Origin of the sequence: Streptomyces sp. NPDC101181, from assembly GCF_044767975.1 — a bacterium.
Classification (GTDB): Bacteria; Actinomycetota; Actinomycetes; order Streptomycetales; family Streptomycetaceae; genus Streptomyces.
Map to the genome: position 1 here is coordinate 244,229 of NZ_JBIWOX010000009.1, position 15,605 is coordinate 259,833.

Below are 15,605 nucleotides of genomic sequence, written 5' to 3' on the forward strand. Positions count from 1 at the left end.
CTACATGGGTGTGCGTGCGGGGGCGCACGGCTCCGCGCGCCCCCGCCGTGCTCAGCTGCGCACCGCGTAGGCGCGCTCCACCATCTGCCGCACGGTGTTGCCGGCACCGTCGCTCGCCGTGACGCGCAGCCCCACCCATGTCCTCTGCCGTTCGGGGACCTTGAGGGATACCCGGAACGCATTCCGGCCGTCCTCGGTCGTCCGCGCGGTGGTCCAGGTCCGCCCGTCGTCGTAGGACGCCTCGACACGGAGCCTCACGCCGCGTGGACGGTCGAGGCCTTCCTGGGCGCGTACCGTGACGCCGATGCGGTGCGACCGCGCTCCGACGACCATGTTGCGCGCGTCGACCGGCACGTCGTAGTCCAACTGCAGCAACGGGAGCGGGGCACCCTCCCGGGTCCGGGCCGAATCGAACGACCAAGACGTCCGGGTCGATACTCCAGCCTTCCAGTCCGCCGAATCCCGCGATGTCGACAGATCGAGCCGGTACCGCGCGGGTCCGGACGGAACGTCGACGTCCTGCCAGCTGCTCGTCACCCCCGCGACCTGCTCGCCCTCGCGGTACAGGACCGCGCTCGCGGCGTCTCCGCCGACGTCGGGGTCGCCGGGGACGGCCCGCGACCAGTGACCGGCCTGCGAGTCCGTGAACTCCGGGATCCTCAGACGCATCCGGTCACCCTCCCGCACGGTCGGGGTGGAGGTGCCCAGGGGGATCGAGGGCCGGATCACCGCACCCTGCCACGTCTCCCGCTGGTGAGCGCCGGCCCGGTAGGTGCGGGGCGTGTCCTGCATCCCGAGGGCGAGTGGCTCGTCCGCGTAGGGGGCCGTCGTGTAGTGCACCCGGTGCTGCCACCTGGTGTCGTCGGCGCTCACGTACTCGGTGCGACTGAATCCGAGCGGCACGAACCGGGAGTACTGGTTCCAGGAGGCCTGCTGGTAGGGCCGCCAGCCGAACCGCTGCTCGCTCGCCCAGCCGCCGACGCCGTTGTCGGCGTAGGTGCTCGGAATCACCGCGCTGTTCGCCGCGGAAACGGTGTGCACCACCCGCGGCGGAACCCGCTGCTTCGACACCTGCATGACGTCGTAGAGGTAGGGGCTGCGCGCGGTGCCGGAGAAGCTCACCGAAGTGGAGCCGCGGGTGATACGGGCCAGCAGCGCGGCCCCCTGGGATCTGCCGATCCGTATCGTCGGAAGGGCCAAGCGTTCCCCCTGGGGCTCCCAGCGGGTCCAGTTGTTGTCATCGAAATGGATGACCAGCACCCCTCGGGCACCGGCACGGGCAGCCTCTTCGACCAGCACCGCCTCGTTGGCCCCCGACGGGTTATCCACCACGGCCAGTCGGCCGCGGGCCTTCGTGAAGACGGGGTTCTCCGCGGACCCGGCATCGACCGCGGACATGCTCACCCCCGACTCCGGCAGGAGTGGCGAGCGCGTCATGTAGTAGGCGTCGAGGTCCCCGCCGCTCTTGGTGACCTTCGCCCTCAGGAGCGGCGCGACGAGCTGCCAACGGGAAGCGAACTCGAAGGCGCCCTCGGTGACCCGGGCGGTCGGACTGATGTACAACCGCTTGGCGCTGTCGAAGAACATCGTGCCCTGTGTCAGGCTGCGCCCTTCGATCTCGCGGTACGTCTGGTAGCTCAGGATGCCGCGCTGCTCCGCCGGCCGCGGTGTGCGGATCTCCACCGGCACGGCGGTCCGGGCGTCCAGCGTGACGGTCATGTCCTTCGTCACCCTCACCTCGGGCAGCACCACATGCCGCAGCTCCTGGCCGTCCCGCGCCGTGTCCAGCCAGCTGGCGTTGACCTGGTACACCCCCTCCTCGACCTCGGCGACTCCCGCTTCAAGATCGGTGTAGCCGACGAACCCCTCCGCGCCCCACAGCGTGGGCAGTTGGTCGCCCGGCAGGCCGTCCTTACCGATGCTCCGCACCGTGATGCGGTGCTGGGGACCCCGGACGACCGCACTCACCGTGGTGCGCACGGTCACGTCACCGTCGGTGGACGTAGCGGTGACGTACCCGTAGTACTTCCCACGCCCCACGCGCGCGGGATCGACGGTCAGGGGAATTTCGGCGGACGCCCGGGCCGGCACCCGCACGGACGCGGCGCCGAGCCGCACCGATCCCTCGCCGGGTTTCCGGCCTGCCTCAGTGGCCAGATCGGCCTTCAGGCGCAGCGTGACGTCCCGGTCGGAGGAGTTGGTCCAGCGCAGCCGGGACACGACAGGCTCGGTCGCCTGCGAGGTGTAGGGGCCCAGGGCCAGAGTCCCGGTGGCACTCACCGCGCCGAGAACAGCGGCGCGGGCGTCGATCCGCCCAGCGCCCTGTTCCGTCACCTTCTGCCCGTCCCCGGGCACCGCCGAGCTGATCAGGGCGTCCTTCAGCTGGGCGCCGGTCCAGTCCGGGTGGCGCTGGGCGAGCAGCGCGGCCAGGCCCGCCACGTGCGGCGAGGCCATGGAGGTGCCCGAGGCGGCGGTGTAGTGCTCGTCCACCGGTGCGCCCATGGAGGTCCCCGACGCGCGCGCTGCCTCGATGGCCACACCAGGAGCCGTGACGTCCGGTTTGACAGCGTCGTCGCCCAGGCGCGGACCGCGGCTGGAGAACGGGGCGAGCGCGTCGTTCCGGTCCACCGCTCCGACCGTCAGGGCGGCGTCCGCGGCACCGGGGGATCCGATGGTGCGGGGGCCGTTCTCACCGTCGTTCCCGGCCGACACGACGAACAGGGTGCCGGAGCGCCGACTGAGGTCGTTCAGGGCCGCGCTCATCGGGTCGGTCCCGTCGGTGGCCGCCGAGGAGCCGAGGCTCATGTTGACGACATCGGCCCCCTCCTCGACCGCCCACTCCATGCCGGCCACGACCTGCGACTCGCTGCCATAGCCGTCGTCCCCGAGCACCTTGCCGACCAAGAGCTGCGCGCCGGGCGCCACACCGCGGCGGGAGCCGCCGGAAGCGGCGCCACTGCCGCCGACGATGGACGCCACGTGGGTGCCGTGCCCGAACACGTCACCCGTGCCCGAGCTGCCGGAGAAGTCCTCGGCCACCGCCACCCGGTCCGCGAGATCGGGATGGCTCCGGTCGACGCCGGTGTCCAGGACGGCCACCTTGACCCCGTCACCGCGGTAGCCCGCCGACCACACCTTCTGGGCGCCGATCTGCGCCGTGCTGCGGTCGAGGGACACGCCGACCCGGCCATCCAGCCACACCCGCGGCGTCTCGACGGCCTTCCTCCGCTGGCCGCCGTCGGAGACCATCGCCTTCCAGAACCGGCCGAGATCCTCGTTGCCGACCCGCAGAGCGCTGGCGTCGATGCTGTCGAGCCTGCGCGGGGACGGCTCCTGGGCCAGTGCCGTCAACCGCTTCGCGGAGTCGGCATCCCGCCCTTTCGCGTCCTCCACGATCACGGGCAGCGCGTCCGTGTGCGCTGTGTCGTACCGCTGCGCGACGAGCGCCGTCACGTCGAACAGATCGCGGTCCAGGCGCCCGGACGCCACCAGCGCCTCGGCGTCCGACGGCAGGACGCTCACGTGACCGTCCTGTTCCAGCGTTCGGAAGAGCAGCCCCTTCCTTCCGGGGCCCGGTGTGACGGACGCCTGCTGGCGTCCGTCCGGGCCCCGGGCGAGGGTGACCCGGTCACCCGTGATCAACCTGACCGTCGCCGTCTCATTGACTGGCGGACGTGCGTCGGCGCCCCCGCCGGGAGCGTCGGCTGTCGCCGGCAGCGGCGCCACGGCGCCGACGGTCAGCGCGAGACCCGTAGATATGGCCGCCCACAGGCGCAACCGTCTCATCAGTGCATTGCCCTTCCGTGCCATCGATGTCGATGCATGCGGTGGCCAGAATGGGCAGACGCCCCGGGTGGTGTCATGCGAATCCCGTGGCGCAGGTGCGACATGTCCCAAGGGCGCCATCCGGAAGACCTCTGGATGACCTGGCGGTGACCCGCGGAGGGGTGGGCGATCCCGGCGGGCGGACCGCCGTCAGTCGGCCGTCGCGACGATCGCGCTGACGCGGATCTCCACCCGGTCGCCGACCCGCACGGCCTGGCTGTGTCCGAGCAGATCGACCTGCTTCTCCCCGTCACCGGGGGTGACGGCCGAAGACAGTTGGTCGCAGGGGGGGAGTGGGAGATGAGGATTCGGGTCGGAGTAGGAGGGTCTCCGATGGCTGGGCGGGCGGGGGAGGGGGCGACGGTGGAGCTGGGCTCCCTGCTGCTCCTGCTTCCCGGCAGGCTGGAGTCGCCGCTCCGGTCGGAGCGCGGCCTGACGCTGTTCGAGTCCTCGCGCTCAGCCGCATGTCCGAGGCTCCGCAGCGGAAACCGCGGATGGGCGAGCTCGCCTTCCTCGCCAACGGGTCTCTCCCGGCTGTCCGGCGTCGTCAAGCGCTTCGAGCGCCGAGGCCGGGTGGTACGGACCCCGGATCCGGCCAAAGGTCGCTACATGCTCGCCGCGTTCACCGGCGAAGGATTCGACGCGGTGCGCCAGGCGGCCCCGGCGCGACTGCGGGCTGCGCGGGAACTTGTTCTCGACCGCCTCGGACGCGCCGATCCGCAGGCAGTGGCCGACATCTCCCGGCGGCTGCGCATCGTCCCCGCCGGCCTTACGGGCCTCTGCGCCGCTTCCTCTTCAGTTGATGCATCAACCGTGTGGGGATAGGGTGAAGGTGAGGCTGGCGGGAACTCGTCGTGCCGCACGGAGCAGGTTCTCGAGGAGAAGACATGGCGATCGAAGTGAGCGACGCGCCCGAGGCGAAGCGCTACGAGGCGCGGGTCGACGGGGAGTCCGAAAACGCGGGCATCGCTCAGTACATCCGTACCCCGGAGCTCATCGCGTTCGTGCACACCGAGGTCGGGCCCGCGTACGAGGGCCGGGGCGTCGGGTCCGCGCTGGCCCGGACCGCGCTGGACGAGGCGCGTGCGGCGAAACTGCGGGTCCTGGCCACCTGTCCGTTCTTCGCGGGCTGGATCGCGCGGCACCCCGACTACCAGGACCTGCTGTATCAGTCCCGCAGCAAAGTCAGCGACTGAGCAGCCGAACACGGCAGTGACGGAGGCCGACATGAGCGGCGAATCCCGCCGGAAGGCGTACCACACGGAAACCATCACGGTGACGTTCGAGGCCGGGCGATGCCTCCATGCCGCCGAGTGCGTCCGGGGTCTGCCCGAGGTGTTCGACCCGGAGAAGCGCCCGTGGATCCGGCCGGACCAGGCGTCGGCGGACGATCTGGCCGAGGTGGTGCGGCGCTGCCCTTCCGGTGCGCTGAAGTACGCGTTCGAGGACGGCCGGCGTGAGGACCCCGACCGGCCTACCACGATCACCCGCGGTCCCACCGGGCAGCTGACGCTGCGTGGCGAGTTGCGCGTGGACACGGAGCAGGGCCCGAGCGAGGAAACCCGCGCGGTTCTGTGCGGATGCGCGCAGAGTCGGAGCCTGCCCTACTGCGATCACGCGGGGCCCTGTGGTCGATGACGGGCCCAGCCCGCCGCCTCGCATGCGACCACCGGATGCGAGGCGGTGTCTCTTGAAGTTCAGTTCACCCAGTAGGAGTCGTCGATGTGCCGCCGCCCACGGCAGGACCGGAGCAGGTTCGGCTCGCGGTACGGGCCGCCGGTGTCAACCCGATCGACTGGAAGATCCTCAACGGTTTCACGCGCCAGATGATGCCTCTCGACCTGCCGTCCGGCCTCGGCTCCGACGTGGCGGGCGTGATCTGCGTGGTCGATCAGGCCAGTGCGGGGGATGACCGGCTTCCGGGTCGGTGACCAGGTGCTCGGAGCCTCCCTCACCTCCGCCTACGCGCAGTCGGCGCTCGCCGACCCCGCGGCCCTGGTCGCCAGGCTCGCTTTCGGTTCCGTTGGAGGTCGCCGCCACCCTGGCCGGCAGTGCCGATGACTCGGGCACCAATCGCTCTGGCCGGCGGCCCGGTCCGGCCCGGGGTGCTCTCCCTCGTCGCGTTCGGGGACGTAGACACCGAGTTCCGGATCCACACGACCACGCCCGGGACGGGGAACCCGAGGCGCTGAGGGGCATCCTCGCTCTAATCGAGGCCGGAGAGCTGCGGGTTCCCATCGAGGGTGCCTACTCCCCGGACGAGGTCCCGGCCGCCCTGGCGGTGAGCCGCCCCGCAGACCCTCGACCAGTGGGCGCGGGCGCACAAGGACGACTCCCCGCGCACCTGAGCGGCACCGAGGACGCCTCCGCCCGGGGCGAACCCGGACCGCGACGGAGGCGTCCGCTGCGGGCCGAGGGCGGACCCCGGCGGAGGGTGTCCGCTGCGTCACCGCAGCTCGTGCTCGTGGTCCTCGGCGAGGTCCAGGTTGGCGGCCGCACCGCGGAGCGTCGACAGGGCCCACACGGCGACCATGACCATCACCCCGGCACCGGCCGCACCGGTGACGGTGACCGCCTGGCTGAACGCGTCCCTGGCGGCGGCCGCGATGGCTGCCCCGGTGCCGCCGCCGACTTCCGCTGCCACGAGCAGGGCCTCTGCGATCGTGGACGAGGCCCGCTCGGCGAGGCCCGGATCGAGAGCGACACCGTCGATGCCGGACTCGACCGACCTTGAGTACCAGGAGACGAGCAGCCCACCCAGCGTCGCCGTGCCCAGCGTCGCCCCGAGCTCGTAGGCGGTCTCGGAGATCGCGGCCGCCTGCCCCGCGCGCTCCGGCTTGACGGAACTCATGATGATGTCGTTGCTCAGGGCCAGCGCCATACCGGCGCCCAGCGAGACCAGGGCAAGCGTGGCGGCGATCTGCACGGGGGGCGAGGTCGGTGACAGCAGGAAGGTCAGCCCGAACCCGGCCGCAGTGATCAGAAGCCCACCGGTGATGACGTAAGCAGGGAGAAAACGCTTGACCAGAGCGGCCGCGACAAACGCGGCGGCGGCGGCGAGTACCGCCTGAGGCATCAGCCAGAGGGCGGTCTGCAGCGGGCTGAGACCGAGCACCAGCTGTAGGTGCTGGGTGAGCGCGAGCAGCGCTCCGGCCATCGCGAGAATGGCCAGGAGGTCAGTCACCACAGCGCCGCGGAAGTACGGCACCTTGAAGAGCCGGACCTCCATCAGCGGGGTGGTGAGTCGCAGCTGCCTTCGGACGAACAGGGCGATCGCGAGCACTCCGACGGCGGCCGCCAGCAGCCCGATGAGGGGGTCCTTGCCTCCGGTGAGCGTCTTGATGCTGAACGCCACACCGACGAGTCCGACGAGGGAGAGCGCGACGCTGGGGAGGTCGATCCTGTCCAGATCGGGGTTTTTGCTCTCGGGCAGCAGGAGGGGACCAAGCACGAGCAGGAGCAGCATGACCGGGATGTTCATCAGGAACGCGGCCTGCCAGTTGAACGTCTCGATGATCCAGCCGCCGACGATCGGCCCGGCGGCGGCACCGACGGAAGCCATCGCAGCCCACACCGCCATCGCGTAACGGCGTTCCTGGCGGTCCAGGAACATGTTGCGGGCGAGGGACAGGGTAGAGGGCATCATGATCGCTCCCCCCACACCGAGCAGGGCGCGGGCGGCGATGAGCATCCACGGCTCGGTGGCCAGGGCCCCGATCACGGACGCGACAGCGAAGAGGAAGGCTCCGGCCAGCAGATTGCGCCGCCGGCCGAACCGTTCGCCGATCGAACTCATCGCTACGAGCAGTCCGGCGAGCACGAGTGAGTAGGTGTCGATCATCCACAGCTGCTCGGTACCCGAGGGGCTCATCTCGGTGGAGATCTCCGGCAGCGCCATGATCAGGACGGTGCCGTCGATGGTGATGAGCAGCAGCGGCAGAACGAGCACGGCGAGACCGACCCAGCTTCTCGCCGTGGCCTTGGGAGGGGCGGAGTTCATGGTGATCCCTGGTACGAAAGCGGATGTTGCTCCCCAAGCGTACGGACCAAATGGTCTGTAAAGCAAACCTTCGCGTACTGCTCTGCGGTGTAACCTCTCGGTTGCCGTGGATGGGGTTGCGACGGTGCCCAGGCATGACAGAGGGCGGCCCCCGCGCAGATGCGGGAGCCGCCTCAGTCGTTCCGGAGTCGAGCGTGGCGTAGCGGTTCGAGTGTCAGCTTGTCGTTTAACGTTCGGCTGCTTCGGCATCGGAGGCCATCGATGTCTGGAGGATGCGTAGCCATCGCTGGCAGACTTCATAGGTGACGGGTTCGAACAGCTCGGGGGTCGAGATTTCGACGAGGAACTGGGTCAGCAGGTCCTGGTGTCCTTCATCAACGTGCACCTGGTCCTCAAAGTGCACGGCCTGTGCCCAGTCGATGAGCTGGTCGGGGCTGGCGAGCCCAGTGGTGACCCTTTCCGGGGCAGCAACGGCGTGGCCACGACGGAACGTGACAGCCGATCCCGGTGCGCCGTGCCGGGCATTTCTGATGAGTCCAGCGAGCTCACCGTTCCACTGCACGAGGTCTTCGAGGGGCTGGCTTCCGCTCGCGTCCATGTTGCCCATCCTGCTTGACCGCGTGTTCATTGGGCAGTGACAATCGCCGGTCAGCTTGGAACAGGCGTGACACGCCAGGGTTTCGTGCCGACTTTGTGGTGGGTGGGTCGGCTGAACGCTTCGCCGGTGGCAAGGACTCTGCCCACGTCGTGACGGGTGGCTGGGCGGCGATTCTTCGAGCCCGGTGGCCCGCCTGGCCCGGGCCGGGACGGTTTCGGTGCATCGGCTGGAGACCCAGTCTTCGCGTGCAGGTTTCTGAACCCTCTGCGGACGCGGGCGGTCGTCAGTCTGCTCGGCTCCGTCGGCTTCTCCCTGGGTCGCCGCAGCTCCATGGCCAGTGGACGGACGAGCCGGAGCTGGGCGTAGGCGGCGATCACCAGCCAGGTCCACCGGTCGGCCGCCTCGGAGTTGCGAAGACGGGGCTTGTTCCATCCGAGCGTCTGCTTGAACAGGCGAAACGTGTGCTCGATGTCGAAGCGGCGGAGGAAGGACTACCGGTAGCGGTTCACGTCGTCCGAGGTGGCGCCGGTGCCCGACCACCACAGCCAGACCGGCTTGTTGACCCCGCCGCTGGGCAGCTTCTCCACGATCAGCCCGATGACGGTGCCCTTGATGATGGGCAGAGGGCCGTCGTGGTTGAGCCGGGCGGCCCGGCGGGTGAGCCGCGGGTGCAGTCGGTCCCACGCCTGCGCGGTCACCTCCCCATAGAGCCGGGTGTCCGTGGTCGTCACGGCCTGTTCGGTGCCCCAGGTGCTGGAGTTTCCGAAGACGAACTCGCCGCCGTGCTTGGGCAGTCGGCCGCCTTTGGGGTCGTAGACCCGCGGCGGCGTTGGCCGGCGCATGACGCGATCGGAGCGGAGCCGGCCGAGGATTTCGACGGGCAGACCGTTCAGCAGGTGGGCGATGCGCGGGGCGTCGTATCCGGCGTCCAGCACGACCAGGACTCTTCGGGTCGCCCGGCTTCCACTGGCCGGCGGCGACGAGCCGCTCGACGACCTCGCGGATCTGGAGCGTGGTGACTGCGGCGACGTCGGTGCCGGGCTCCAGGCGGACCGCGTCCAGCACCGCCGTCCAGGACGTGCGGCCGGTCTCCAGCGCGGCCACCACCGAGTACGGCCAGCCGGGCACCATCTGATGCTTGCCCTCGCCACGGCCGAACGTGTGGCAAAAAGCCCGGTCAGCACTCGTGTTGTCATCCGGCCGCAGCCACGGTGAGACATCCACCGCCAGCACGAGCCGGTCATCTGCCGCCCTCGGCAGCGGCATCCCGGCCAAGGCTCGACGCAGCCGGGCGACATCGATCCGCCCCTGGTTGAGCCCGGCGTACAGAGCTCCGTGCCCGCGGCGGTGTTCGGGCGCGAGCGCGAGATCGACCGGTGTCCGCACCGGCCCGTCCGTGCACAGCAGCGCGTCGCACAACTCGAACAACGCGTCGCCCCGCGCGGTCAGACAGGCGTACAAATCCGACCGGGAGTGTGACACTTCCGCGAACGCATCCCGTAGGACGCCCTGACGTACCAGACTCAAGACCACGGCCTTCGCGCTGATCCAATGCCTCTGTGACGGAGCACAGGATTAGACGGAGACCGCCTACGTGTCCACTGAACTGCGAAAAGGCCGATCAAGTTCGAGTCGCGTTCGACGCCGGACCATAAATGTCAAGCTCAGATCGCGGTACGGAAAGTGCCCTCGCTGGCAAGTTCGAGCAGGAGGTCGCGGGCTGTCGCGATGCCCTCCTCGTCTTGCTCCCCATAGACGGCGGCCAGGGCGATGCCCTCCGCGGCTCGTCGCACGATGAGGATGCGATCCGCGCTCAGCCCGTCGAGGGCGAGCTGAGTGTTCCACCAGGCGGCGTTCTCCTCCATGACCGGAGCGACCGCGGGGATCGTGTACAGGCCGCTCCACATCGGCGCCGACGTGAAGTCGCGCTCGGCCGTCGCTTCGGCGCTGCCCGCGCACAGCGCCCGCACATACGCGCGCAGCATCTTGCCCGGGTGGTTCTCGGAGAGGTCGATATGGCCGAGAACCACCTCCCGGAAGCGCTCGTGCGCATCGACCACGAGGGCGGCGATCAGCCGGTCCCTGCTGCCGAAGTGGTGGATCAGGCCGCTCTTCGATACCCCGGCGGCGGTGGCGACCTCGGCGAGCGTGACGGCGGCGCCTTTCTCCAGGACCAGTTGCGTCGCCGCGTCGAGTACCGCACGTCTCGTGCGCTCCGCGTTGCGCGTCTGTCGCCCCTCCGTCATCGTTCCACCCGCCTGCCCTGTCGACTTCAACTGACCGATTGGTCCATTCTACGACACGGGTGAACGGTTGAGTGATGGCCGTCACGAACAAAGTTGATGCGTCTACTTTATGGTTGCGGGAGTGAATCTCCGGAGGGGTGCGGGTAGAGGTTGATATGCATACACGTCGCATGAGAGCCCGGCTGGCCCTGCTGGAACAGGTCGAACGGAGCGCTTCGGAGAGCGACATCATTCGGCTCGCTCTGATGCACGCGGTGGCGGAGTTGGGCGGCCTCGGCGCTGCGGTGCACCTTCGCTCGTCGTCGTCCACCTTGCGACCGGTGGTCACCGTGGGACTGAACACCGTTGACGGCCGGGCCTGGGAGACACTCGGCGACGGGGGAGAACAGGTGCCGGCGCAGGCCGTACGGAAAGGCGGCCGCGTATGGCGGCATCGGCCTGGAGCCGGTCGCACGAGCGGACCGATCGGGGGAACGAGGGAGCCGCCGGGCTCGGGGCTGGCGTCCGTTCCCGTCCTGGACGAAAACCGGGCGGTCGGCGCCCTGACCGTCGTGACAACGGGCCGGCGCCCCTCTCCCGAGGACTGGGATTTCCTCGGCGCCGTCTCCGCCTGGGTCGCGGAGCGCATCGCCGCCATGCCGCCGGACGACGGGTGGGGCGGAGAGAATCCGGCCTGCCCCTCGGGGCCGGAGAGGGGCGAGGTCGAAGAGGAGGGCCTCCGGGCCGAGGAGCGCGCGTCCAGAATCACCGAGCTGACCACCGCGCTGGCGAAGGCCTACACCTGCCAGCACGTGGTCGACGCGCTTGCCCATAACGTCCTTCCCGCCGCCGCGGGCAGCAGTCTCTTCCTGCTGGTACATGTCGTCGAGGACGGCCGGGTCCGCACGCTCGGATCGAGGGGAGTGTGCGAGGACCTGCTCACCAAGTTCGACGGGCGTCCGCTCCTGGACAGGGACCCCGTCCACGAAGCCCTCGTCAGCGGTGAGCCGGTCATCGTGCGCTCGATGGAGGAGTACAGCAGCCGGTATCCAGAGCTCGCCCCCCTGGCAACGGCGGGCAGGGCGCAGGCCCTCATCCACCTGCCGCTGACCGCAACCGGTCACACCTTCGGCGTCTGCGTCCTCGGCTACGAGCGGTGGGACGCACCACCGAGTAGCGAGGAAAGCACCCTGCTCACGGCGGTGAGCGCCCTTCTCGCGCACGCCCTGGAGAGGGCGCGTCTCTACGAGGCGGAGAGCACCCGGTCCCATGAGCTGCAACGGAGCCTCCTCCCGCAGGACCTGCCACAGCTGCCGGAGTGCACCACCGCCGCGCGCTACCTGCCCGCAGGGCGGGGTATGGAAGTGGGCGGTGACTGGTACGACGTCATCCCGCTGTCCGCCGGCCGGGTCGCCTTCGTCATCGGCGACGTGATGGGGCACGGACTCACCGAAGCCGCGACCATGGGGCGCCTGCGCACCGCCGTACGAACCCTCGCCGACCTCGAACTCCCGCCCGACGAGATCATGAGCCACCTCAACGGCGCCATGGACGAACTCGGCAACGACTCCTACGCCACCTGCCTGTACGCACTCTACGACTCCACCGACGGGCGCTGCTCGATCGTCAGTGCCGGGCACCCGCCACCGGCCGTCGTCCGCCCCGGCGGCTCGGTGCACTTCATCGACCTCGACGCGGATCCCCCGCTCGGCGCCGCGGATCCTCCCTTCGAGACGACCGAGCTGACCCTCCCGGCCGAGAGTCTGCTCGTCTTCTACACAGACGGCCTCGTCGAGTCGGCGGCGCGCCCCATCAACCACGGCATGGCTGACCTGAGGGATCTGTTGCAAGGCGCCGAATCCACGGATCTGGATGAGTTGGGTGCGCGCCTCATCACGGGACTCACGCCCTCGGATCAGTCTCGCGCGGACGACAGCGCGCTCCTCCTGGCGCGCGTGCACGCTCTCGCCGCCGACCATGTCGCCTCCTGGCCGTTGCCGGAGGATCCGCAGGCTGCTGGCCAGGCCCGGCGGCTCGTCCGTCGGCAACTGAGGGCCTGGCAGCTCGACGAGCTGACGATGACCACGGAACTCCTGGTCAGTGAGCTGGTGGGAAACGTCGTCCGCTACGCGACAGGGCCGGTCAGACTGCGGTTGCTGTGGGGCGAGGAACTGATCTGCGAGGTGTCCGACGGCAGCTTGACCATGCCCCGGATCCGCTCCGCGGCTGAGACCGATGAAGGGGGCAGGGGGCTGCAACTGGTATCCAAGCTCTCGCAGCGATGGGGGACCCGCTACACCGAGACCGGCAAGTCGATCTGGACCTCCCAGCAGCTGCCCACGCCGGTCAGGCTCAGGCCTCCCGCACCGGATGTCCGCTCATGATCGACACTCGGTTGAAGGCGTTGATGCTGATCGACACCCAGAGGACCGCCGAGACCTGCTCTTCGGTGAGTTCTTTGCGCGCGACGACCGCCGCAGAGCTTCGGGTGGACTCCGGAAGGTCGGTCGTGATCTCCGCGAGCGTCAGTGCGGCACGCTCGGCGGGAGTGAATACGTCCGTCTCGCGCCAGGCCGGCAGGAGCCCGAGCCGCTGCGCTGTCTCCCCGGCCTCGAGCGCCGCGCGCGTGTGGACGCGCAGACAGAACGCGCACCCGTTGATCTGGGAGATGCGAACGTTCACCAGCTCCACCAGCATCTTGGTCAGACCGGCGCGCTGGGCGGCGGCACCGGCCAGTTGAGCTGTCCGTGAGAGGGCGCGGAAGACCTCTGGGTCCACCTTGTCGATGAATACGCGCTCACGGGGCGTCGTCGTGATGGTCACTGCGGGCTCCTAGGGTTTCGCATCTGATTCAATATTAAACTAATGTAGCTGAAAGGTAAACCATGAGTAATGTCGAGCACGATTCCGCCGTCCGGCGCTGCGGGAGCGGTCCGGAGGGGCACGAGCCTGCTCGTCACGAGGTCGAGGTCCTCACACCACGCGACGTTCCGCTCGGCGGTCCGCGGGCCATGCGCGTGCGTCGTACGCTTCCCCAGCGCGCCCGCAGCTTCGTCGGTGCCTGGTGCTTCGTCGACCACTACGGACCCGATGACGTCACTCTGCGCGGTGGGATGGACCTCCCGCCCCACCCGCATACAGGGCTGCAGACGGTCACCTGGCTGTTCGAGGGAGAGGTGGAACACAGGGACAGCCTCGGCAGCCACGCCTACGTACGCCCCGGCGAACTGAACCTGATGACGAGTGGGCACGGCATCTGCCATTCCGAGGTGTCCACCGCGCGCACGACCATCCTGCATGGTGTGCAGCTCTGGGTGGCCCTGCCGGACGAGCACCGGGATGCCGCCAGGGACTTCGTGCGGTACGTGCCGCCGACGGTCCGGAGGGACGGCGCCGCGATCAGGGTGTTCCTCGGATCCCTGGTGAACTCCGTCTCGACGGTCGCCACCCTCACCCCGTTGCTCGGTGCCGAGCTGCTCCTCGATGCCGGGTCGTGCCTCACGCTCGACGTCGACCTCGCCTTCGAGCACGGGCTTCTCGTGGACGACGGGGACATCGAGTTCGAGGGGACGGTGCTGCACCCGGGCGAACTCGGTTATCTGCGGCCCGGCATCGCCACCCTCAAGCTCCGCAACGTCTCGTTGACTCGGGCGCGCGTCGTCCTGCTGGGCGGACCGCCGTTCGAGGAGGAGATCGTCATGTGGTGGAACTTCGTCGGCCGGAACCACGACGACATCGCGCGAGCACGCGAGGAGTGGGCGGAGGGCTCCGATCGCTTCGGCACCGTCCAGGGCTACGCCGGGGAGCGACTCCCCGCCCCGGAGCTGCCCAACGCGACACTCGCGCCCCGCCGAAACCCGCCGCGATCCTGATGCCCTGAGCAGGATGTCCGCTGTCGGGCGACAGCCTGTCGCCCCGGACGAGGGCCGCACACGCCCGGCGGCGGGTCACCCCTTCCTCCGACTGTCGTCACTCCAGGCCACTTGCCGATGCGTAGACCTTCTTCCGGCCGGAGATCGCCGGATCGGTATTGAGTTTTCCGTCGCCGCGAGGACGCAGGGGGATCCTCGAATACCTCAGCAGGTTTCTTTCCGCAGCGCCGACCGCCGGACGCCGGGGCGCGAAATGTGCAGGCGCCGCTGTGCGTGGGGCCGGTTCTTCGCAGGTCTCGCGCTGTTCGCCAGCGCGGACTGGCACAGGATGAGGTTCACCCGCCTGAGTCGGCCGCTTCAGGGCTTCTTCGCGCGCGACTGCTGGACTCTGCGGTCTCACACCCACGACCGGTGCCGGACTCACGGAGCGGACGGTGTCGCCCCGGGGTCACGATCTTCGCGCGGGAGGGCTGCCCCTGCCGCTGTCGCACGCGGACTTGCGAGGTTCGAACATCTACTTAATTTGTCACATTGTGATGCTGATGTGAATCCAGAGAGGGAGCTCCCCTTCCTGGAGCTGATCATCGCCGATCTCCGCGTCGCGATGTCGTCGATTCACGCCGCAGGTGCGGAATACGACATCTTCTCGTGAGGGGGGATGGGCCTCGCCTGCACCCGCTTCTCCGGACGGGAGGGTTCACCGCACCCCGGTGGCGCTCCCAGCTGCGGGGATTCGGTCACGGTCGGGGACTACCTCCGAGAGCTGTCGAGCTGCGGGCTCTGGCCAGGTGGGGGAGAGCAGGGCGCATTTCACGCCTAGACGTGCCCGGCCCCGGATGGATTCGCCGATTATCAGGTCGGACCCGGAGGCGCCTATTTCAGCCCACAGTTTTGGCAGTCCTCCTGCCCCGCGAGACCGTTCGATCCGCGCCTGAACCCGACCGAGCGGTAGCCGAATTCCTTGACGTGACCTACGAAGCCGCCGCCGTACTCGGAAATGAGGCCGATCCGCCCTGGAGGGCGATCCCTTGCGATGGGGGCGGAGCCGCCATACCGCGCTGGGCCTCCAGGTGATTTGCATGGCT

12 protein-coding genes and 1 pseudogene are annotated in these 15,605 nt (G+C 69.4%); 7 read left to right on the forward strand and 6 right to left on the reverse strand.

Features of this window, described 5'->3' with window-relative positions; translation table 11 throughout:
- Positions 1-51: 51 nt before the first annotated feature.
- A complete protein-coding gene (locus tag ACIRRU_RS16225; RefSeq protein ID WP_403680658.1) occupies positions 52-3,786 on the reverse strand; it encodes a S8 family serine peptidase in 3,735 nt (1,244 codons plus the stop codon).
- Positions 3,787-4,434: 648 nt separating this feature from the next.
- Between ACIRRU_RS16225 and ACIRRU_RS16230 the strand changes: the two genes are divergently transcribed.
- The 4 genes from ACIRRU_RS16230 to ACIRRU_RS16245 all read left to right on the forward strand — a co-directional run bounded on the left by ACIRRU_RS16230 (position 4,435) and on the right by ACIRRU_RS16245 (position 5,756).
- Positions 4,435-4,650, forward strand: coding sequence for a hypothetical protein (locus tag ACIRRU_RS16230; protein WP_403680661.1), 216 nt, complete (start codon positions 4,435-4,437; stop codon positions 4,648-4,650).
- Between the two features lie 62 nt (positions 4,651-4,712).
- Complete coding sequence (locus ACIRRU_RS16235) at positions 4,713-5,021, forward strand: GNAT family N-acetyltransferase (protein ID WP_403680663.1); 309 nt, start codon at positions 4,713-4,715, stop codon at positions 5,019-5,021.
- A gap of 31 nt (positions 5,022-5,052) precedes the next feature.
- The gene (locus ACIRRU_RS16240; protein ID WP_403680665.1) at positions 5,053-5,463 is read left to right on the forward strand and encodes a (4Fe-4S)-binding protein; all 411 of its coding nucleotides are present in this window, start codon (positions 5,053-5,055) and stop codon (positions 5,461-5,463) included.
- 86 nt (positions 5,464-5,549) lie between these two features.
- The gene (locus ACIRRU_RS16245; RefSeq protein WP_403680667.1) at positions 5,550-5,756 is read left to right on the forward strand and encodes an alcohol dehydrogenase catalytic domain-containing protein; all 207 of its coding nucleotides are present in this window, start codon (positions 5,550-5,552) and stop codon (positions 5,754-5,756) included.
- Positions 5,757-6,271: 515 nt separating this feature from the next.
- Here the strand turns inward: ACIRRU_RS16245 and ACIRRU_RS16250 are convergent.
- The 4 genes and pseudogenes from ACIRRU_RS16250 to ACIRRU_RS16265 all read right to left on the reverse strand — a co-directional run bounded on the left by ACIRRU_RS16250 (position 6,272) and on the right by ACIRRU_RS16265 (position 10,669).
- Positions 6,272-7,825: an MFS transporter gene (locus tag ACIRRU_RS16250; protein WP_403680670.1), complete on the reverse strand. Its 1,554-nt coding sequence runs from the start codon at positions 7,823-7,825 to the stop codon at positions 6,272-6,274.
- Positions 7,826-8,051: 226 nt separating this feature from the next.
- Positions 8,052-8,423, reverse strand: coding sequence for a hypothetical protein (locus ACIRRU_RS16255; protein WP_403680672.1), 372 nt, complete (start codon positions 8,421-8,423; stop codon positions 8,052-8,054).
- 50 nt (positions 8,424-8,473) lie between these two features.
- A pseudogene (locus ACIRRU_RS16260) lies at positions 8,474-9,950 on the reverse strand (NF041680 family putative transposase).
- Positions 9,951-10,087: 137 nt separating this feature from the next.
- Positions 10,088-10,669 (reverse strand): TetR/AcrR family transcriptional regulator, encoded by a 582-nt coding sequence (locus tag ACIRRU_RS16265; RefSeq protein WP_403680674.1) that lies wholly within the window; start codon positions 10,667-10,669, stop codon positions 10,088-10,090.
- A gap of 245 nt (positions 10,670-10,914) precedes the next feature.
- On the opposite strand from ACIRRU_RS16265, the gene ACIRRU_RS16270 reads away from it, so the two are divergent.
- Complete coding sequence (locus ACIRRU_RS16270) at positions 10,915-13,032, forward strand: SpoIIE family protein phosphatase (protein WP_403680763.1); 2,118 nt, start codon at positions 10,915-10,917, stop codon at positions 13,030-13,032.
- Here ACIRRU_RS16270 and ACIRRU_RS16275 read toward each other — a convergent pair.
- Positions 13,001-13,471, reverse strand: coding sequence for a carboxymuconolactone decarboxylase family protein (locus tag ACIRRU_RS16275; RefSeq protein WP_403680677.1), 471 nt, complete (start codon positions 13,469-13,471; stop codon positions 13,001-13,003). The genes ACIRRU_RS16270 and ACIRRU_RS16275 overlap by 32 nt on opposite strands.
- Before the next feature lie 62 nt (positions 13,472-13,533).
- On the opposite strand from ACIRRU_RS16275, the gene ACIRRU_RS16280 reads away from it, so the two are divergent.
- A complete protein-coding gene (locus tag ACIRRU_RS16280) occupies positions 13,534-14,520 on the forward strand; it encodes a pirin family protein (RefSeq protein ID WP_403680680.1) in 987 nt (328 codons plus the stop codon).
- A 658-nt stretch (positions 14,521-15,178) separates the two neighbouring features.
- Complete coding sequence (locus ACIRRU_RS16285) at positions 15,179-15,340, forward strand: DUF5996 family protein (protein ID WP_403680682.1); 162 nt, start codon at positions 15,179-15,181, stop codon at positions 15,338-15,340.
- Positions 15,341-15,605 lie beyond the last annotated feature (265 nt).